Origin of the sequence: Rhizobium sp. LC145 (assembly GCF_001005825.1) — a bacterium.
In the GTDB taxonomy this organism is placed as follows: Bacteria; Pseudomonadota; Alphaproteobacteria; order Rhizobiales; family Rhizobiaceae; genus Neorhizobium.
In genome coordinates, this window is record NZ_LBHV01000008.1 from 90,276 (window position 1) to 110,737 (window position 20,462).

The window sequence follows — 20,462 nt, forward strand, 5'->3', positions numbered from 1 at the left end:
GAAAAGGAGTCGAGTTTGCAGTTCCACCGTACCCTATCGCTCGCCGCCATGTTTCTGGCTCTCGTGGCCGCGCCGGTGATGGCGCAGGAGGGGCGGGAGCCGCCGCAGCGGGGAAATGCCTCAAGCGGGATTTTCAATCTCATCCCTCCCGATTCCAGCACGGATCACGTGCTAAAGACCGCTTCCGGCGACCTGCCCTATACCGCCACCGCCGGCACGCTCGATCTCTTCGGGCAGGATGGTGATCGTACAGCAAAGGTCTTTTATACGGCTTATGTATCCAAGGATCGGCAGCCCCGACGCCCGCTCACTTTTGTCTTCAATGGCGGTCCGGGTGCTGCCTCGGCCTATCTGCATCTCGGTCTCGTCGGGCCTCGCGTGCTGGAGTTCGGTCCTTCTCAGGACGACGGCACCACCCCGAAGCTATCGGACAATCCCGATAGCTGGCTTGCCTTCACGGACCTTGTGCTGATCGATCCCGTCGGCACCGGCTGGAGCCGCGCGGCAAGCAATGACGCGGCGGGCAGCTTCTACGGGGTGAGGCAGGATGCCGAAAGCCTTGCCAAGGTGATCGCCCTCTATGTTCAGAAGAACGACCGAATGGATGCGCCGAAATACCTGCTCGGCGAGAGCTATGGCGGGTTCCGCGCGGCCAAGGTCGCGACGGCGTTGAAGGGCAATCAAGGTATCCTCGCCAGCGGCGTGATCATGGTCTCGCCAATGATCGAAGGCCAGTTCCTCGCGAGCACGGGGGACGACCCACTGGCTGCGGCCCTGCAACTGCCCTCTCTTGCGGCAGCCGAGCTGGAGCGCGCCAATGCCTTCACGCCGGAAAAACTAGGCGAGGCCGAGCGCTTCGCGATGGGCGACTATCTGGTTTCACTCGCCGGCCCCGCTCCTTCCGGAGCAGTCGCGGACGGTTTCTACAGCCGGATCTCGGAACTCACCGGCATTCCGAAAGAGGATGTCGCACGCACGCGCGGCTTCGTCGGGGATATCTATGCCAAGCGGGCAGCCGGTAGCGGACAGATTGCGAGCTCCTATGACGCGGCCTACAGTGTTCCCGACGCCTATCCCGAAGCCGGCTACAGCCGGAACGACGATCCCATCCTCGATGGCTACACCCGCGCTTATGGCGCTGCCTTTGCCAACTATGCCCGGCATGAGCTGGGCTTCCCCAGCGAAGTGACTTACACGCTGCTGAACGAGGACGTGAACCGCCGCTGGGAGTGGAACGGCGGAAGGGGCGGAGATAACCGGGCAATGGCTAGCGCCTCAGGAGACCTGCGCGACCTGCTCTCGGTCATCCCTTCGTTCCGGGTGATGGTGGTGCACGGTTACAGCGATGCCCTGACGCCCTACGGCGTGAGCCGCTACGTGATCGATCATCTGCCGTCCGATCTCGCGGCGGGGCGTGCCGAACTCAAGGTCTATCGCGGCGGTCATATGTTCTACACCGATCCGGCTTCCCGCCGCAGCTTTGCGCTGGACGCGCGGACGTTCTACGAGGCCAAGGCGACGGATTGACGAACTCGCGTCCAAGGGTCCCATCCGATCGTTTCCGGACAAAGCCTGTGCAGGATTGAGCATGGACCCTCGCGCCAGCCACTTCTAAGTTTGCTCTCCGAATCCGGCCTGTCCGGAATCAAAGGGAGGAGACACCAAAAATGGATCGCATGAAGGACAAGGTCGTCCTGGTATTCGGCGCGGGCTCGGTCGGCCCAGGCTGGGGAAACGGCAAGGCGGCGGCCGTCGCCTATGCGCGCGAAGGCGGCAAGGTCGTCTGCGTCGATGTCAACCTCGAGGCGGCACGCAATACGCTGGAGGTGATCGAATCCGAGGGCGGGGGAGGTTTGGCGCTTGCCGCGGATGTCACGAAATCCCAGGAGATTGCGTCGGTGGTGGAAGCGACGATGCAGCGTTTCGGCCGCATCGACGTGCTTCATAACAATGTCGGCATCAATGTGCCAGGCGGAGCGGCGGAAGCGACCGAGGAGAGCTGGCGGCGGGTGATGGACGTCAATCTCACCAGCGCGTTCCTGACCTGCAAGGCGGTTCTGCCCATCATGGAACGACAGGGCGGCGGCGCGATCGTCAATATCTCGTCGCTGGCTGCCATACGCTGGACCGGCTATCCCTACGTTTCATATTATGCATCGAAGGCGGCCCTGAACCACTTCACTCGGGCTATTGCGGTGGAATATGCCGCCAAGGGTATCCGCGCCAATGCCATTCTCCCTGGGGTTATGGACACTCCGCATATCCAGAAGCAGATCAGCGGCTATTACGGCACCGCTGACGAGATGAAGGCGAAACGCGATGCGCTGTCCCCGATGAAACGTCAGGGAGATGGGTGGGATATCGCCTGGGCCTCGGTTTTTCTCGCATCCGACGAAGCGAAGTACATAACAGGCATCGAATTGCCGGTGGATGGCGGGCTGCACGTAACCGTTTCCGGTAGCCTCGGCTGAGGTCTTTTGGAGAATTCCACGATATGGATCGATTTTGAAATTTTTTGTCGCTCGAAGGATTTCCGACTTGCCATGCAGCGCACTGTTGCGCAAAGTCGCGATGTCTGATCGAAAAGAAGATCCATATCGTGGACCAAGCGGACGGCAGGAGGAGCCGGACGTCGGGGAGGAATAAAGCGGAGCCTGCCGAGGAGGGCATGTGACGCGTTCATCGCCATCGGTGATGCCATTCCGTCGACATCTTCCTGCATTGCGCATGAGAAATGTGCATCAAGGAGGATATGCAGGTGACGGCAGTCAACAATACGATCGATCCGCTCGAAGATGCGGCTATGCTGGCGGGGCTCGAGGGAGTCGCGCCGCAACAATCCGGCTCCGTGTGGATGCGGCCGGTGGAAGCTGTCGCCGCGGTGCTGTTGGTGGCGATCATCGCGCTTCTCTTCACCGGCGTGATCTCGCGCTACGTCTTCTCGCTGCCGATCGTCTGGATCGACGAGGTGGCGTCGATTTCCTTTCTCTGGCTCGCCATGCTCGGCGCCGCAATGGCTGTCGATCGGAGCGAGCACCTTCGCCTGACGCTCTTCGTGGGCATGTTTCCGGAGCGGATCCAGAAATTCGCGGGCACGCTGTCCATGCTGCTCGTCGCCCTCTTTCTCGGCGCCATGCTTCGGCCGGCCTTCGAATATGCGATGGAGGAATCCTATATCACCTCCGCCGCGCTCAACATTCCGATGAGCTGGCGGGCGTCGGCCCTTCCGGTCGGTGTCACGCTGATGCTGATTCTGGCGCTCGTCCATGCCCTGCGTGGGGCGAGTTTTCGGCAGATCCTGATTTCGGTTGTGGTGATCGCGTTGGCGACAGCACTCCTGTGGATAGGATCGCCCACTCTAAAGCAGATTGGCAATTGGAACATACCGATCTTCCTCGTCGGGTTCGTTGCTCTCTTCCTGGTTCTCGGCGTGCCGATTGCCTTCTGTTTTGGGCTCGGGACACTGGCCTTTCTCTCGTTCAGCACATCGGTGCCGATCTTCGTGATGATCGGCCGCATGGACGAGGGCATGTCGAGCATCATCCTGCTCTCGGTACCGATCTTCGTGCTGCTCGGCTGCATTCTCGATGCCACCGGCATGGGCAAGGCAATTGTCGAATTCCTGGCCTCTCTGCTCGGGCATGTGCGCGCCGGCATGTCCTATGTGCTGCTCGGCTCCCTCTTTCTGGTGTCGGGCATTTCCGGCTCGAAAGTCTCCGACATGGCGACGGTTGCGCCGGCCTTGTTTCCGGAGATGAAGCGGCGCGGCCACAAGCCGCCGGAGATGATCGCGCTTCTAGCAACCGGGGCGGCGATGGCCGAAACCGTGCCGCCATCGATCGTGCTGATCGTGCTGGGATCGGCGGCCGGCGTTTCGATCGCCGGGCTGTTCACCGCCGGCTTTGCGATCGCCATGGTGCTGCTCTTGGTGCTGGCGGTTCTCGCCCGCTTCAAGTCCCGGCATGAATCCATGGCGGGCGTGAAACGCGCACCTCTTTCGCTGATCTGGAAGGTTTTCCTTGTCGCGGCACCTGCGCTCGTTTTGCCCTTCCTGATCCGTACTGCGGTCGGCGAAGGTATCGCGACGGCGACCGAAGTTTCCACCATCGCCGTTCTTTACGCCATGATCATAGGAGCCGTGCTCTATGGTGGCATCAGCCGTGGGCGGATCTATTCCATGCTCGTCGAGACGGCCGCCCTTTCCGGCGCGATCCTGATGATCCTGGGGGCGGCTTCCGCCATGGCCTGGGCGCTCACACAGACGGGTTTCGCGGCGCAGCTGGTGGCAGCGGTGCAGGGTCTTCCGGGCGGCTGGATGACATTCATGGGCGTCACCATCGCGATCTTCATGGTGCTGGGCTGTGTGCTGGAAGGCCTGCCGGCGATCGTGCTGATGGCGCCCATCATGTTCCCGGTCGCCCGCTCCGTCGGCATCAACGATATCCATTATTCGATGGTCGTGGTGACCGCCATGAATATCGGCCTGATGGCACCGCCGATCGGCATCGGCTTCTATATTGCCTGCAAGATCGGAAACGTTTCGCCCGACGAGGCCATGAAGGCGATCTGGCCCTATATCGGCGCGCTGATGATCGGTCTCGTGGTTATCGCGGCCGTCCCCTATTTCTCGACGTTCCTTTTGTGAGGGGGAGCGCGAGGCTTCATACGTCAATCCAATCAACTGAAATCGGAGGAGGATTTCATGAACGTCAACCGTAGAACGCTACTCATGGGCGCGGCCGCGACAGGCGTCGCCACGACATTTTCGATCCGCACGCGCCCGGCCAACGCTGCGGAATTCACCTATAAGTTCGCCAACAACCAGGCGCTTACCCACCCCATGAACGTGCGGGCGCAGGAAGCCGTTGCCAAGATCCAGGAGGAGAGCGGCGGCCGCATGGCGATCAACATCTTCCCCTCGAGCCAGCTCGGCGCCGACACCGACATGCTGAATCAGGTTCGCGCCGGCGGCGTCGAAATGTTCAGCCTTTCGCCGATCATTCTGTCGACGCTTGTTCCCAATGCTTCGCTCAACGGCGTCGGCTTCGCGTTTCCGAGCTACGATCAGGTCTGGCCGGCGATGGACGGCGAACTCGGGAAATATGTGCGTGGCGAAATCGAAAAGAAGGGGCTGCTGACGCTTGACAAGATCTGGGACAACGGCTTCCGCCAGATCACTTCCTCCAAGGGGCCGATCGAGACGCCCAAGGATCTGGAAGGTTTCAAGATCCGCGTGCCGGTAAGTCCGCTCTGGACTTCCATGTTCACCGCCTTCGGCTCTGCGCCAGCCAGCATCAATTTCGCCGAGACCTATACGGCGCTGCAGACAGGTATCGTCGACGGGCAGGAGAACCCGCTGGCGATCCTCACCACCGCCAAGCTCTATGAAGTCCAGAAATACGTCTCAATGACCAACCACATGTGGGACGGGTTCTGGATTCTCCTCAATCGCCGCTCCTGGCAGGCGTTGCCGGAAGACCTGCAGCAGATCGTCGCCAAGCACTTCAACGCCGCTGCCGAACTGCAGCGCAAGGATGTCATGGGGCTGAATGCCTCGGTCCAGAAGGAACTCGAGGGCAAGGGGATGGCGTTCAACACGCCGGACGGTGGCCTTTTCCAGGAGAAGCTGAAAGAGGCGAATTTCTACGCCGACTGGAAGTCGAAATACGGCGACGAAGCCTGGGCGATCCTGGAAGGGGCGGTCGGCAAGTCGCTCGGGTGACGGGAAGACGATAAGCGCGGGAAACGCATATGGAGGCCAGCATAGAAGAGCTGTCGGCTGTCAGGGGTGCTGCCGCTTCCGGTTCGGGAGCGCAGGCCGTCGAAAGAGCGTTGCAGCTTCTGGCGATCGTCGGGCGCGGCGCCGATACCGGCGTCACGCTGGGTGATGTGGTGGCCAGCAGCGGTCTCAACAAGCCGACGGCGAGGCGATTGCTGATGGCCCTGATGCGCTCCCGTCTTGTCGAGCAGGACGAGATGACCCGCCGCTACTATCTCGGCGGGGAACTCTATGTGCTCGGCATGCTGGCTTCGCGCCGTCATGGGCTTCTGGAGATGGCCGGTGAAAGCTTGAGGCGCCTTTCTGCCGTGACTGCCGATACCAGCTTCGTTTCGATGCGGCGGGATGACTACGCCGTCTGCCTGCATCGCGAGGAAGGGACCTATCCGGTGCGCACCCATGCGCTGCTCACCGGCGATCAGAATCCGCTCGGTGTGGGCGCCGGGTCGCTCGCCATGCTGGCGGCGCTTCCGGATGCCGAAGTCGAAGTCGTTATCGAGAGATCGCATGACATCGTCGCGAAACAATATCCCGGTTATTCGCCGGCTATCATTCGCGAGGATGTCGCTCGCACCAGGGAGGCTGGCTATGCGATCAATCCAGGCCGTGTCGTTGCCAATTCCTGGGGCATCGGAATGGCGATCCTGCTTCCGGACGGCCGCCTCGCCGGAGCGCTGTCGATCGCGGCGATCGACAGCCGCATGGGGCCTGCGAGGCAGGTCGAGCTTGCCGACCTGCTGCGCGTGGAGGTCGACCGTATCCAGGGGAAGCTGAAAGCCTTGTTCAATTCCGAGAGAGCCACGGCCGGAAGATTGCCGCGGCAGCCGGCACGGAAAGTGCCCGAGCGCGTTTAGCCGAAAAGGAGACAGATCATGACACAGGCGCAGATCGTCGGTTGGGCCCATTCGAAATTCGGGAAATCCGAAGCCCCCACCACCCGCGAGCTCATGGCGGAGGTTGTCAATCCGGCGCTCGCCCATGCGGGCATCGAGGCCAGGGATGTCGACGGCATCTTCGTCGGGGTTTTCAACAACGGCTTCACCAAGCAGGATTTCCAGGGCGCGCTGGTCGCCATGGCGGCGGACGGCTTTACCCATACGCCCGCCATGCGCGTGGAAAATGCCTGCGCCACCGGATCGGCGGCGATCTATTCGGCGCTTGATTTCATCGCCTCCGGGCGCGGCAAGATCGCGCTCGTTGTCGGCGCTGAGAAGATGACCTCGCTGCCGACCAAGGAAACCGGTGATGTGCTGCTTTCCGCCTCGTTCCGTGAGGAAGAAGCGGATGTGGAGGGTGGCTTTGCCGGCCTATTCGGCCGCATCGCGAGCAATTACTTCCAGCGTTACGGCGACCGTTCCGAGGAGCTGGCGATGATCGCCGCGAAGAACCATGCGAACGGCGTCAAGAATCCCTATGCCCACATGCAACGGGATTTCTCCTTCGAGTTCTGCAATACGGTTTCCGACAAGAACCCCTATGTCGCACCGCCGCTTCGGCGCACGGATTGCTCGCTGGTGTCCGACGGAGCAGCGGCGCTCGTGCTCGCCCATCCGGACGTTGCGGCCGGCATGAACCGTGCTGTGGCTTTCCGTGCGCGCAACCATGTCAACGATATCCTGGCGATGTCGCGCCGCGATCCGATCGCTTTTGAAGGAGCTCGGCTGGCCTGGCGAAAGTCCCTGGAAGAAGCCGGCGTTTCGCTGGAGGACCTGAGCTTCGTGGAAACGCATGACTGCTTCACGATCGCCGAGCTCATCGAATACGAGGCGATGGGGCTTGCCAAGCCCGGCGAGGGGCATCGTGTCATCCGGGAAGGCATTACCGCCAAGGATGGCAGGCTACCGGTCAATCCATCCGGCGGTCTGAAATCCAAGGGGCATCCGGTCGGTGCGACCGGGGTTTCGATGCATGTGATGGCGGCCATGCAGCTTTGCGGCGAAGCGGGCGAAATGCAGCTGCCGAAAGCCTCGCTTGCCGGCGTCTTCAACATGGGCGGAGCTGCGGTCGCCAACTACGTCTCGATCCTGGAGCGGGCGAAATGAACATGATTGCCTCGGCTGGCGTGGATGGTAAGGCGGGACCGAAGGGCGGACTTCTACCGCGCTCCACCCGGGTCATGAACCTCGCCCGCTTCGTCACCCAATCCATGCGGCGCGATCCGCAGGGCATCGCCGTCGTCTGGGGCGAGAAGACCTGGACCTGGGCGGAGTTCGAGGCCCGCATCGATGCCATGGCGACCGCATTGCAGGAGCGCTTCGGGGTAACCAAGGGTGATCGCGTTCTGGTGCAGTCGCAGAACTGCAACCAGATGTTCGAATCCATGTTCGCCTGCTTCCGGATCGGCGCAGTCTGGGTGCCGACGAATTTCCGGCAGACGCCGGAGGAGGTCGCCTATCTCGCTAAGGCAAGCGGCGCGACTGGCATGATCTGCAACGCTTCCTTTCCGCAACATGCGGAAGTGGTTCGCAGCGGCAATCCCGATGTCGGGTTCGTGCTCGCGATCGGCGAAGCTGGGTTCGGTCCTTCCTATGACGCGCTGGTCGAGGAATTCCGCGGCCGCAAGCCTGTGGAAGCGGCAGTCGATCGCGACGATCCCTGCTGGTTCTTCTTTACCTCGGGCACGACCGGACGGCCCAAGGCGGCGGTACTGACGCATGGCCAGATGGCTTTCGTCGTCAACAATCACCTTTGCGATCTGATGCCGGGGGTTACGTCCGCGGACGCCTCATTGGTGGTGGCTCCGCTGTCCCATGGCGCCGGTGTTCACCAGCTCACACAGGTGGCGCATGGCGTGAAGACGATCCTGCTGCCGACGGAGAAGTTCGATATCGATGCTGCCTGGGCGCTGGTCGAGAAATGGCGCGTCTCCACCATGTTCACCGTGCCGACGATCCTGAAGATGCTGGTCGAGCATCCGGCGGCGGAGAAATACGATCATTCCTCGTTGCGATATGTGATCTATGCCGGCGCGCCGATGTACCGCGAGGACCAGAAGCGGGCGCTGAAGGCGCTGGGTCCGGTCATCGTGCAGTATTTCGGGCTCGGGGAAGTAACGGGAGCGATCACGGTGTTGCCGCCTGCGCTGCATTCGGCGGAAGACGGGGAGAGCGTCAAGATCGGCACTTGCGGGATGGAGCGGACCGGAATGCAGGTCTCGATCCAGAACGATGCCGGCGAAGAGCTATCGCCCTATGAGACCGGTGAAATCTGCTGCACCGGACCGGCCGTTTTCGCAGGTTACTATGACAATCCGGAAGCCAACGAGAAGGCATTCCGCAACGGCTGGTTCCGCACCGGCGATCTCGGGCACGTGGACGAGGAAGGCTTCCTCTACATCACCGGCCGTGCTTCTGACATGTACATTTCCGGCGGCTCCAACGTGTATCCGCGTGAGATCGAGGAGAAGCTCCTTACCCATCCCGCAGTCAGCGAAGTGGCGGTGCTGGGCGTGCCCGATCCGCTTTGGGGCGAGGTGGGGATTGCCGTCTGTGTCGCCAAGCCGGGAACATCCGTGACCGAGGAGGAACTCCTCGCATTCATCGGCGGCAAGATGTCCCGCTACAAAATGCCGAAGCGTTTCATTTTCTGGGAGGCCCTGCCGAAATCCGCCTATGGCAAGATCACCAAGAAGATGATCCGCGAGGAATTGCAGAAGCGGGGCGAGATCGATGGCTGATGCTGCACGGAAGGAAAGATCCGCCATGCGGCAGATCAGGCATCCCGGCCCGGTTGCCGAGGTGCGGCGAGAGGCCGTCAGAACCGTTCTGAGGCCGGTCGAAGGAGAGCTTCAGCCTGGTGAGACCTTCATGGACGGGATCGCGCGGGTCTTTGCCGAAGCTGGCTGCCTTGGCGGCTATGTCACGATCGAAGGCGGCGCCTGCGATCCCTTCCGCTATGTGCTGCCGGCTCTTTCGCCGGATGAGGAGCACGCCGCCTGGTACAGCGAAACCCATGCGCCCGAAGCGGGCGGCAGGTTCGTCGCCGCGACCGCGATGGTCGGCGAGCGGGACGGGGCGCCATTTCTGCATTGCCACGGCATCTGGGATACGGGCGAAGATAAACCTCGCATGGGGCATGTACTGCCTTTCGACAGCGTCGTGAGCCGCCCGATCTGGGTGAAAGGTCATGGCAGCGCGTCTGCGACCTTCTCCTCTATCCCCGATCCGGAAACGAACTTCACCCTGTTTTCGGCCAAGGGCGACAGCCTGTCTGGCAACGGCGTACTGTTTCGCGTCCGCCCAAACGAGGATATCGCAACGGCGATCGAAGCCGCTTGCGCCGAAGCTGGCATCGAAAGCGGCAGCATCCACGGCATCGGCAGCATCTATGAACCTATCTTCGAGGACGGTCGACGGGTGAACTGCCTTGCAACAGAGATCGATATCGAAAACGGCGTGCTGGAACGGACTGCGGAAGGCCTGCGGGCGCGGCTCGATGTTGCCGTCGTGGATACCGATGGCGTCATTTACCACGGCCGGCTTGCTCGAGGAGACAATCCGGTCGGCGTCACCTTCGAACTCGTCATCATAGGCAACCGGGAGGATTGACATGGATCGGGGGAGCGTCGTCGTCACGGGCGCCGGGTCGGGGATCGGGTTTTCGACCGCGGAGCTGCTGATCGAAGCGGGCTGGCATGTGGTCGCGGCCGATCGCGATGCTTCCGCTCTCGACCGGTTGATGGACCGGCTCGACAACAGAGCCGCCATGGTCACGCCGGTGGCAATCGATATCACCGACGAGGCGGCGATTTCCCGCCTCGCCGGCCAGTGCCGAGAGCTTGCGCGGCCGCTCATGGCTCTGGTCAACAGTGCTGGGATTGCCGCTAACACCCGCTTCTTCGATACGACCGCCGAACAGCTTCGGCGCATTTACGAGGTCAATGTCGTGGGCGCCTTTGCTCTTTCACAGGCCTTGGCGCCGCTCCTCAAGGAGAACGGTGGCGGTTCGATCGTGCATATCGCCTCCGTCTCCGGCATCAAGGGCAATCTCGGCCGTTCGGCCTATGGTGCTTCCAAGGGCGCTTTGATAACGCTGACCAAGATCATGGCAGTGGAGCTTGCCGACGACCTGATCCGCGTCAATGCCATCGCGCCGGGGCCGATCGAAACGCCGATGGTGAGGGAAAACCATACCGCAGCGACCCGGGAAGAGTGGCAACGTACCGTGCCGATGCGTCGTTACGGGCGGCCGGAGGAGATTGCATCCGCGATCGCCTTCCTGATCGACGGGCGGCAGTCCTCCTACGTTACGGGGCAGGTTCTTTCGGTTGACGGCGGATTCACCGCTGCCGGTCTGATGAATTGACCGAATTCGAGCAACCGTCCATTGCAGCAAAACCTTCATGAAAATCCCGGGCTGCAATCGACGCGGCGCGTTGACATTGCGGAGGTAAATTAGAAAAGTGAGAGCATAGAACGCCAGCGACGGGGAGGACATCATGTCTAAGCGCGCGTTTATCGGCTTTTCCGCTCTCGTTCTTTCCGTATTTGGCCTTGTGCCGCCTGTGATCGCCGCGGAGCGGCGGATCGAAACCACACCCAATGGCGATTATTTCGGCTTCGATCTGCGCACGGTGCAGAATGTCAGCCAGGCCGAGTGTGAAGCCGTCTGTATCGGCGACAATGCCTGCAAGGCCTTCACCTACAACGTCAAGGCGCAGTGGTGCTTCCTCAAGTCCGATTTCAACCAGCTCAACACCTTCCCCGGCGCCGTTGCCGGCAAGATCGTGGAGGTGGCTGCAGAGCCGGATATCGGCGCTGCGCCCAAACTCTCTTTCCTTTCCGAGGATTTGCTCCAGCAGGCGCGCGAGCAGAAGCAAGGCCTGTCGCTCGGAGACAACCAGAAAGGTTACGGTGCGGAAGAATTGCGCACGATCGCGCAAAACGAGCTTCTTTCCGGCAATGTCGACACAGCGCTCTACAATTTCCAGGGCGCACTTTCGATCCAACGGGAAAATGGCGACCTCTGGATAGAGATGGCGCGCACGGCCGGCACGGCCGACGGCAATAGCGACGCGACGGCGCGGGGCGTTCTTGCCGCCGTCAACGGCTATCAGCTTACCCGCACCTCACAGAGCCGCGCCGATGCGCTTGCGGTTCTGGCGGCAGGGCTGGCGAAACAGGAGAATTACCGCTCCGCGCTGACCGCCTACAAGCAGAGCCTTGCGCTTGTGAACGCCCGTACCGTTCAGGCCGCCTATAACGATCTGCGCGAGCGGCAGGGCTTTCGGATCGTCGGCAATACGATCGATGCCGATAGCGCCAATCCGCGCGCCTGCGTGCAGTTTTCCGAAGCTCTGGTGAAGAACACCGACTATGCGCCCTTCGTCGTGGTCGACGGTCAGGCGCCCAAAGCAATGGAGGCCAAGGACAATCAGATCTGCGTCGAAGGATTGACGCATGGTCAACGCCTCAAGGTTTCGTTCCGGCGTGGCCTGCCGTCATCGGTCGATGAGCCGTTGGAGGCGCAAGTCGATCTCGATCTTTATGTGAAGGATCGCTCGCCGACGGTGCGGTTTACGGGCGATGCTTTTGTTCTGCCATCCACGGTGCGGCGCGGCATTCCCATCGTTTCGGTCAATACCGAAAGCGCGGATCTGAAGCTCTACCGCATCGGTGACCGCAACATCGTCTCGCTGCTCACCAATTCGCAGTTCCTCACCCAGATGGATGGCTACGGCGCGTCGCGGATCGAGACGGAAAGCGGCGAACTGGTCTGGCAGGGTACGATCGATCTTGCGCAGGATCTCAACAAGGATGTGACGACGAGCTTTCCTGTCGACGAGGCGCTCCCCGCCCGCAAGCCCGGCGTCTATGTTTTGACGGCTGCCGCCTCCAATGCCGTTTCACAGGAGTGGAGCAGTAAGGCGACGCAGTGGTTCGTGGTCTCTGACATCGGGCTCTCCACATATGCAGGCACGGACGGCCTCAACGTCTTTGCCCGGTCGCTCGGCTCGGCCAAGCCGCTTGCCGGTGTGGAACTGCAGCTCCTTGCCCGTAATAACGAGATACTCGGCACCGCGACGACCGATGCAGCCGGCCGCGCCACCTTCACCGCGGGATTGACGCGCGGCACGTCCGGCATGGCGCCCGCCATGCTGACCGCCAGGAACGGCGACGAGGATTATGTCTTCCTTGACATGACCCGCGCTGGCTTCGACTTATCCGACCGTGGCGTTACCGGCCGCCCGGCGCCCGGTGCGATCGATCTTCTTGCGTGGACCGAGCGCGGCATCTATCGGCCCGGCGAAACGGTTCATGCCTCCGCTCTTGCCCGCGATGTCGACGCCGCTGCAATTGAAAACCTGCCCTTGACCTTCGTCTTCCTGCGGCCGGATGGGGTCGAAGACCGCCGGATGGTCAGTACCGGTGCCCTTGGCGGTTACGCGCTCGACCTGCCCCTGCAGCGGACGGCGATGCGCGGCACGTGGACGATGCAGGTCTTCACCGACCCCAAGGGTTCGCCGATCGGCGAGAAGCCTTTCCTGGTGGATGACTTCGTCCCGGATCGCATCGAGTTCGACATGACCAGCCAAGCCAAGGAGATAGAGGTCGGTGCTCCCGTGCCTGTCGAAATCGACGGGCGATATCTCTATGGCGCGCCTGCTGCCGGGCTCGATCTCGAAGGCGAAGTGGTGTTGAAGGCAACCAGGCAGAATGCTTCCTTCCCCGGCTACCAGTTCGGTCTGGCGGACGAGGAGGCCAACGAGACGGTGCGCATTCCCCTCGATGCTCTCCCCGTCCTTGACGACCAAGGGAAGGCAAGCTTCGATGCCTCCGTCACCGAAGCTCCGTCGACGACGCAGCTCGTCACCGCCGACATCGTCGTGCGCATGCAGGAGGCCGGTGGGCGCGCTGTCGAGCGCACGCTGACCCTGCCGGTGAAAGCCGAGGATGCGCGGATCGGCATAAAGCCGGAATTCTCCGGCGACCTGGCCGAGAACTCCGTCGGAAAATTCCACGTCATCGCCGTGGATGCCGCCGGCCAGAAACAGGCCATGCAGGGCCTTTCCTGGAAGCTCATCAAGGTTGACCGGGACTATCAGTGGTATCGCGACGGCAATTCGTGGCGCTACGAGCCGGTCACCCGTACGAGCCAGGTTTCTAATGGCACGCTGGACGTCACGACGGATGGAGGCGAAATTTCGGTTCCCGTCAATTGGGGCCGTTACCGCCTGGAAGTGGAAACCGCCGATGCGGGCGGGCCGGCTTCCAGCGTCGAGTTCGATGCCGGCTGGTTCGTGACCGCGACTTCCACGGAGACGCCGGATGCGCTGGAAATCGCGCTCGACAAGCAGAGCTATGCGGTCGGGGAAACGGCCAAGCTCAAGGTTTCCTCACGCTATGCAGGGGAACTGATGGTGATCGCAGGCGCTGAAGAGCTGATTTCGGCAAATACCGTCAGCATCGGCGCAGAAGGCGGAGAAATCGAGATTCCCGTGACTGCGGAATGGGGTGCCGGCTCCTATATTACCGCAACGCTCTTCCGTCCAGGCGAGGCGCAGGAAAGCCGCATGCCGATGCGATCCATCGGCATTACCTGGCTAAAGGTCGATCCTGCCGATCGCGATCTCCAAGTCTCGTTGGGTGCGCCAGAGCAGACCCTGCCGCGCAAGCCGCTCGATATTGCGGTTCAGGTGGCGGGTGCAGGCGCCAATGAGGATGCCTATGTGACGGTCGCTGTCGTCGATGTCGGCATCCTGAACCTCACCCGCTACGAGCCTCCTGCGCCGGACGATTGGTATTTCGGCCAGCGGCGATTGGGGCTCGAAATCCGCGACCTCTATGGGCGGCTCATCGACGGTTCGCTTGGTGCGACCGGTCGGCTGCGGACCGGCGGCGACGGCGGCAGCATGGCGATACAGGGCAGCCCGCCCAAGGAGAAACTGCTCGCGTTTTTCTCAGGCCCGGTGAAGCTTGATGGTGAGGGGAGGGCGAACGTCTCCTTCGATATTCCGCAGTTCAACGGCACGGCCCGCGTGATGGCTGTCGCATGGTCGAAAAGCGGTGTCGGTCATGCGGTGAAGGATGTGGTTATCCGCGAACCGGTGGTGATCACCGCCAGCCTGCCGCGTTTCCTTGCTCCTGGCGACAAGACGAACCTCCGACTCGATATCGCCAATACCGATGCGCCGGCCGGCGACTACAAGCTGGAAATCGCCACGAACGATGCGATCGCTGTCGAGCAGGGGGCAGAGCAAACCATCAGCCTTCAGGCGGGTGGCAAGCTCGATCTCACCATGCCTATGACCGGTGTAGAACCGGGCGACGGCGCAGTCTTCATCCGGCTTTCGAATGCTTCCGGCCTCTCGCTGGATCAGGCGCTGGATATTCCCGTCCGCCCGGGGGCGCTGCCGGTTACGACGCGGCGTCTCATCTCGCTAGCGCCCGGAAACAGCCTGACGGTCAACGGCGACCTTCTGGCGGACAGCATCCTGCCCGGAGCCTCCGTCGCGGTGAATGTCAGTCGCTCCAGCGCTTTCGATATCCCGGCATTGCTTATGAGCCTCAGCCGTTATCCCTATGGCTGCGCCGAGCAGACGACCAGCCAAGCGTTGCCTCTGCTCTATCTCAGCGAAATGGCAACGCAGAATGGCCTTGCCGACGATGCCGAGGTGAAGAAGCGGGTTCAGGATGCCATCCATCGCGTGCTTTCCTACCAGTCGTCGGCCGGCAGTTTCGGCCTCTGGGGTCCGGGCAGTGGCGATCTCTGGCTCGATGCCTACGTGACCGACTTCCTCACCCGGGCCCGCGAGCAGGGCTACGAAGTGCCCGAGCAGGCGCTGGTACAAGCGCTGGAAAACCTGCAGAACACACTCGGCTATACCAACAATGTGCGCGACCAAGGCAACGAGATCGCCTATGCGCTTTATGTGCTTGCGCGCAGCCGCAAGGCTGCGATCAGCGACCTGCGCTATTATGCGGATGCGTCGCTCGGCGACTTCCCGACCCCTCTAGCCAAAGCGCATATCGCCGCGGCGCTGTCGCTCTATGGCGATCAGCAGCGCGCCCGGAATATTTTCGCGGATTCGCTGCAGATGTCGGAGCAGGCGCAGGTTCACAAGGTGAGCCTTGCCCGTTCCGATTACGGCTCTTCTCTGCGGGATGGGGCCGCGGTTCTGGCTCTTGCCGCCGAAAGCCGGCCGGTGCCGCCGATCGTCGCTCCCCTGGCCGATATCGTTGCCAAGGAGTGGCGGGAGAAGAGCTATACCAGCACGCAGGAGCAAACCTGGATGCTGCTCGCAGCTCGTGCGCTGCAGAATGGCGATGAAAACCTGCGGCTGGACCTCAACGGCGGCGAACATCGTGGCACGCTGATGTCGCAGATGTCCGGGGATGCGCTCCTCGATCATCCGCTGACCGTCCGCAACGACAGCGGCGACCCACTGCAAGCGGCGGTTACGACCGTCGCGGCCCCTGCCGAGCCGCTGCCGGCGGGCGGGGACGGCTTCACCATCGAGCGCACCTATTACACGATGGATGGCGAGGTGGCGAATGTCACCGAAGCGAAGCAGAACGAGCGTTACGTCGTGGTGCTGACGATTACCGAAACCAATGACTGGCCTTCACGCATTCTCGTGCAGGATCTGCTCCCGGCCGGTTTCCAGATCGACAATCCGAGCCTCATCAGCAGTGCACAGCTTGCCAATTTCGACTGGGTCGGCGAGGTGGAGGCGGCGCATACGGAATTCCGCAACGACCGGTTCGCGGCGGCCTTCAACCGCAATGCGGGCGACAATCGCGAGATAACGCTGGCCTATGTCGTCCGCGCCGTAACGCCAGGTATCTATGATCATCCGGCGGCGAATGTGGAAGACATGTACCGTCCGCAATTCTCGGCGCGCACGGCGACGGGCCGCATGGAGGTATCGGCGGCGCAGTAAGGTCCGGAAAATGAAGTTCCAGCGGAAAATCCTGATCGGTTGCGGGGCCAGTCTTGCAGTGTTGGCAGGGCTCGTCTTCGGTCTCGATGCTGCCGACAAGGCTTTTCCGCCGCCGCTTGAAAAAGCTGGAGTGGTTTCCGCTGAGGTACTGGATGCGGACGGTCAGCTGTTGCGCGCCTTCGCAACGCCAGAAGGCCGCTGGCGGCTGAAGACCTCGGTCGCGGATGTCGATCCTCGCTTCCTCAAGATGCTGGTGGCCTATGAGGATCAGCGCTTTTTCGATCATTCGGGCGTCGATCCGCTGGCGGTCGGGCGCGCAGCCTTGCAATTCGTCACCAACGGCCGCGTGGTTTCCGGCGCTTCGACGCTTTCCATGCAAGTGGCCCGGCTGATCGAGCCACGCGAAACCCGTTCGCTTTCCGCCAAGCTCCTGCAGTTCGTGCGCGCTGTCCAGATCGAGCGAAGGCTGAGCAAGGAGCATATACTCGAACTCTACCTCACCCATGCCCCCTATGGCGGCAATCTGGAAGGGGTGCGGGCAGCGAGCCTCGCCTATTTCGGTAAGGAACCCCGTCGGTTGACAGTGGCGGAGGCGGCATTGCTTGTTGCCCTGCCACAGTCACCGGAGGGGCGAAGGCCGGACCGGCATTTCGAAACGGCGAAGATTGTCCGCGAACGCGTGCTGATGAGAGCGGCTGTCGAGGACGTATTGGGAGATGGCGAGGCGGATCGTGCCGCGGGCGATGCTATTCCCACCCGGCGTCTCCATCTGCCGGCCTATGCAGCACATTTGGCGGAAGCGGCGATCCGCAAGGAGCCGAGATCAGACCGACACAGCACGACATTGAGACGCAGCATTCAGCAAGGGCTGGAGCATGTTGCGCGTGAGACAGCCGCCAAGCTCAGTCCGCGGGTTTCCGTTGCCATGGTGATGGCAGATATCACGACGGGCGAGATTGTCGGCGAAGTGGGCTCGGCCGATTATTTTGACGCGAGCCGTTCCGGCTGGATCGACATGACGCGGGTCAATCGTTCGCCGGGCTCGACATTGAAACCCTTCATCTATGGCCTTGCTTTCGAGCAGGGGCTGGTGAGCCAGGAGACGATCATAGAAGATCGGCCTGCGGATTTCTTCGGCTACCGGCCAAAGAATTTCGATATGAGCTATCAGGGCGATGTCAGTGTCCGGCAGGCGCTGCAATTGTCGCTCAACGTGCCGGCGGTGCGGTTGCTCGATGCGGTCGGCCCCTCGCGGCTGATGGTGCGCTTCCGTCGAGCGGAGGTGCGGCCGGTCCTGCCGCCCAACGAGGCGCCGGGACTGGCGATCGGGCTTGGCGGCGTCGGCATCACATTGAAGGATCTCGTGCAGGCCTATGCGGCGCTCGCCAATCGTGGCCAGCCGATGCGGCTCGGCAATGGTATCGAGGATCAGCCCGGCCTGATCGACGGTGAACCGCTGCTGGAACCCACCGCGGCGTGGCATGTGGCCGACATTCTTTCCGATGTCCTGCCTCCGCAGGGGAGCCGTCGGCTCGGCATCGCCTATAAGACCGGCACAAGCTACGGCTATCGCGATGCCTGGTCGGTGGGCTTCGACGGACGCTACGTGCTGGGTGTCTGGGTTGGGCGGCCGGATAACGGTGCGGTTCCGGGGATCGCCGGATATCAGACGGCGGCGCCGATCCTCTTCGAGGCCTTCTCGAAGTCAGGCGTTCCGATTACACCGCTGCCTGCCGCTCCCGCAGGTGCAATGCGGATCGCGCAGTCCGAACTGCCGATCAGCCAGCGGCGCTTTTCCACGACGTCGAGCGGCCTGATTTCCGCGTCGACGCGCGAGCGGGCACCGCAGATCGTCTATCCGCCGGAGGGGGCAAAGGTCGATCTCGGTGCTCGTTCGGGAGAGATTTCGCCGCTGGCGCTCAAATTGCAGGGCGGCCGCGCACCCTTCCGGTGGCTTGCCAATGGCAGGCCGCTTGCGGAGATTTCCCGCCGTCGCACCAGCGAATGGATGCCGGATGGGGCGGGATATTCGACACTGACAGTGATCGACGCTGCCGGCCGTGCCGCCAGCGTCAGGATTTTCGTGGAATAGCGATCAAGCCGCGCTGGCGGTCTTCTTCTTTGCAATACGCTCGCGGATCGACTCTACGTCGGCGCGTGGCGTCGCCTTGAACAAGGTGCGCGTATATTCGTGCTTCGGATCGGAGAAGACCTCGTCGCGGGTGCCGTATTCCACCGCCTCGCCGAAATACATCACCATCACCTCGTCGGCGATGTAGCGCACGACGGACAAGTCGTGGCTGATGAAGACATAGGTGAGGCCGAACTCGTCCTGCAGGTCGGCGAGCAGGTTCAGCACCTGTGCCTGCACCGAAAGATCGAGTGCGGAAACGGGCTCGTCGAGCACGAGCAGCTTGGGGTTCAACATCAGCGCGCGGGCGATTGCGATGCGCTGGCGCTGGCCGCCGGAGAACATGTGCGGATAGCGATTGTAGTGTTCCGGCCCAAGGCCGACCTTCACCAACATTTCTGTGGCGCGATCACGTCGTTCGGCAGCGCTCATACCGGTGTTGATCGCCAGCGGCTCTCCGAGAACGTCACCAATCTTCTGGCGCGGGTTGAGCGAGCCGTAGGGGTTCTGGAAAACGATCTGCACCTTCTGGCGCATCTCGGACGTGAGGTGGCCGGGCCGCGTGTCGATCTTGTCTCCGTCGATATAGAGTTCGCCGGAGGTCGGCTCGTCGATGAAGGTCAGCATGCGGGCGAGGGTGGACTTGCCGCAACCGGATTCACCGACGATTGCCAATGTCTTGCCACGCTCCAGCGAGAAGGAGACGCCCTTCACCGCATGAATGGTCTTCTTTGGCTTGAAAAGGCCGCCGGGCAGCTCGTAGTCGCGCTTGATATTGCGCACTTCGAGCATGGTATTCTTGGTCAAGGTATCGGTCATCAGCGTGCCTCCGCGGGCTCGGGCGTGCCGTCGAAGAAGGCGGATACGGTGGTGAGCCGATCGCCTGTCGCGTTCTCCGGCAAGGCAGCGAGCAGCGCCTTGGTATAGTTGCTCTTCGGGTTCTCGAAGAGAGAAAGCACGTCTGCCTCCTCCATCTTACGGCCCTTGTACTGCACGACCACCCGATCGGCGGTCTCGGCCACGACGCCCATATCATGGGTGATCATGATGAGGCCCATGCCGGTTTTGGCCTGAAGCGATATCAGGAGATCGAGGATCTGCTTCTGGATTGTCACGTCGAGCGCGGTGGTCGGCTCGTCGGCGATCAGAAGCTTCGGATTGCAGGCGATCGCGATTGCGATCATTACGCGCTGGCATTGTCCGCCCGACATCTGATGCGGGAAGTGGCTCAGGCGCTCATCCGGGTTCGGCAGACCGACCAGCTTGAAGAGTTCGATCGCGCGGGCGCGGCGCTCCTTCTTTCCGAGGCCAAGATGAATGCGCAGCACCTCCTCGATCTGGAAACCCACCGTGAAGCACGGATTGAGACTGGCGATCGGCTCCTGGAAGATCATCGCGATATCCTTGCCGATCAGCTTACGCCGTTCGGCCGGATCGATGTTCTGGATGTCGCGACCTTCGAAGAGCATTCGGTCGGCGGTGATTTTCGCCGTCCAGGGAAGCAGGCCCATGACAGCCAGCATGGCGACGGACTTGCCGGAGCCGGACTCGCCGACGATCGCCAGCACTTCGCCCTTGTCGACGGATATGGATACGCCATCAACGGCCCTGAACCAGCCGTTTGCGGTTTCGAATTCGACGGTCAGATTGTCGATTTGCAGAAGCGCCAT

Annotated in this window: 13 protein-coding genes; 11 read left to right on the forward strand and 2 right to left on the reverse strand. The window is 62.0% G+C overall.

Features of this window, described 5'->3' with window-relative positions:
• Positions 1 to 78: 78 nt before the first annotated feature.
• The 11 genes from YH62_RS20635 to pbpC all read left to right on the forward strand — a co-directional run bounded on the left by YH62_RS20635 (position 79) and on the right by pbpC (position 18,753).
• Positions 79 to 1,527 carry a carboxypeptidase gene (locus YH62_RS20635; protein WP_245282148.1) on the forward strand — a complete coding sequence of 483 codons (1,449 nt, stop codon included), beginning with the start codon at positions 79 to 81 and terminating at the stop codon, positions 1,525 to 1,527.
• Positions 1,528 to 1,667: 140 nt separating this feature from the next.
• Positions 1,668 to 2,471 carry an SDR family NAD(P)-dependent oxidoreductase gene (locus YH62_RS20640; RefSeq protein WP_046796169.1) on the forward strand — a complete coding sequence of 268 codons (804 nt, stop codon included), beginning with the start codon at positions 1,668 to 1,670 and terminating at the stop codon, positions 2,469 to 2,471.
• 332 nt (positions 2,472 to 2,803) lie between these two features.
• Positions 2,804 to 4,645, forward strand: coding sequence for a TRAP transporter large permease subunit (locus tag YH62_RS20645; RefSeq protein WP_046796407.1), 1,842 nt, complete (start codon positions 2,804 to 2,806; stop codon positions 4,643 to 4,645).
• A gap of 57 nt (positions 4,646 to 4,702) precedes the next feature.
• On the forward strand, positions 4,703 to 5,722 hold the full coding sequence (locus YH62_RS20650; protein WP_046796170.1) for a TRAP transporter substrate-binding protein: 1,020 nt from the start codon (positions 4,703 to 4,705) through the stop codon (positions 5,720 to 5,722).
• A 29-nt stretch (positions 5,723 to 5,751) separates the two neighbouring features.
• Positions 5,752 to 6,633, forward strand: coding sequence for an IclR family transcriptional regulator (locus tag YH62_RS20655; RefSeq protein ID WP_046796171.1), 882 nt, complete (start codon positions 5,752 to 5,754; stop codon positions 6,631 to 6,633).
• A gap of 18 nt (positions 6,634 to 6,651) precedes the next feature.
• A complete protein-coding gene (locus YH62_RS20660) occupies positions 6,652 to 7,821 on the forward strand; it encodes an acetyl-CoA acetyltransferase (protein ID WP_046796172.1) in 1,170 nt (389 codons plus the stop codon).
• A gap of 2 nt (positions 7,822 to 7,823) precedes the next feature.
• Positions 7,824 to 9,455, forward strand: a complete 1,632-nt coding sequence (locus YH62_RS20665) for an acyl-CoA synthetase (protein ID WP_046796408.1) — start codon at positions 7,824 to 7,826, stop codon at positions 9,453 to 9,455.
• 25 nt (positions 9,456 to 9,480) lie between these two features.
• Positions 9,481 to 10,326, forward strand: a complete 846-nt coding sequence (locus tag YH62_RS20670) for a DUF296 domain-containing protein (RefSeq protein WP_046796173.1) — start codon at positions 9,481 to 9,483, stop codon at positions 10,324 to 10,326.
• Position 10,327: 1 nt separating this feature from the next.
• The gene (locus YH62_RS20675) at positions 10,328 to 11,083 is read left to right on the forward strand and encodes an SDR family oxidoreductase (RefSeq protein ID WP_046796174.1); all 756 of its coding nucleotides are present in this window, start codon (positions 10,328 to 10,330) and stop codon (positions 11,081 to 11,083) included.
• Positions 11,084 to 11,216: 133 nt separating this feature from the next.
• Positions 11,217 to 16,661, forward strand: a complete 5,445-nt coding sequence (locus YH62_RS20680) for an alpha-2-macroglobulin family protein (RefSeq protein ID WP_046796175.1) — start codon at positions 11,217 to 11,219, stop codon at positions 16,659 to 16,661.
• Between the two features lie 10 nt (positions 16,662 to 16,671).
• Positions 16,672 to 18,753 carry a penicillin-binding protein 1C gene (gene pbpC / locus YH62_RS20685; RefSeq protein ID WP_046796176.1) on the forward strand — a complete coding sequence of 694 codons (2,082 nt, stop codon included), beginning with the start codon at positions 16,672 to 16,674 and terminating at the stop codon, positions 18,751 to 18,753.
• A gap of 3 nt (positions 18,754 to 18,756) precedes the next feature.
• On the opposite strand, the gene YH62_RS20690 is transcribed toward pbpC, so the two are convergent.
• Together YH62_RS20690 and YH62_RS20695 are read right to left on the reverse strand one after the other, a co-directional pair.
• A complete protein-coding gene (locus tag YH62_RS20690; protein ID WP_046796177.1) occupies positions 18,757 to 19,611 on the reverse strand; it encodes a dipeptide ABC transporter ATP-binding protein in 855 nt (284 codons plus the stop codon).
• On the reverse strand, positions 19,611 to 20,462 hold the full coding sequence (locus YH62_RS20695; RefSeq protein WP_082118438.1) for an ABC transporter ATP-binding protein: 852 nt from the start codon (positions 20,460 to 20,462) through the stop codon (positions 19,611 to 19,613). The genes YH62_RS20690 and YH62_RS20695 overlap by 1 nt, the downstream gene beginning before the upstream one ends.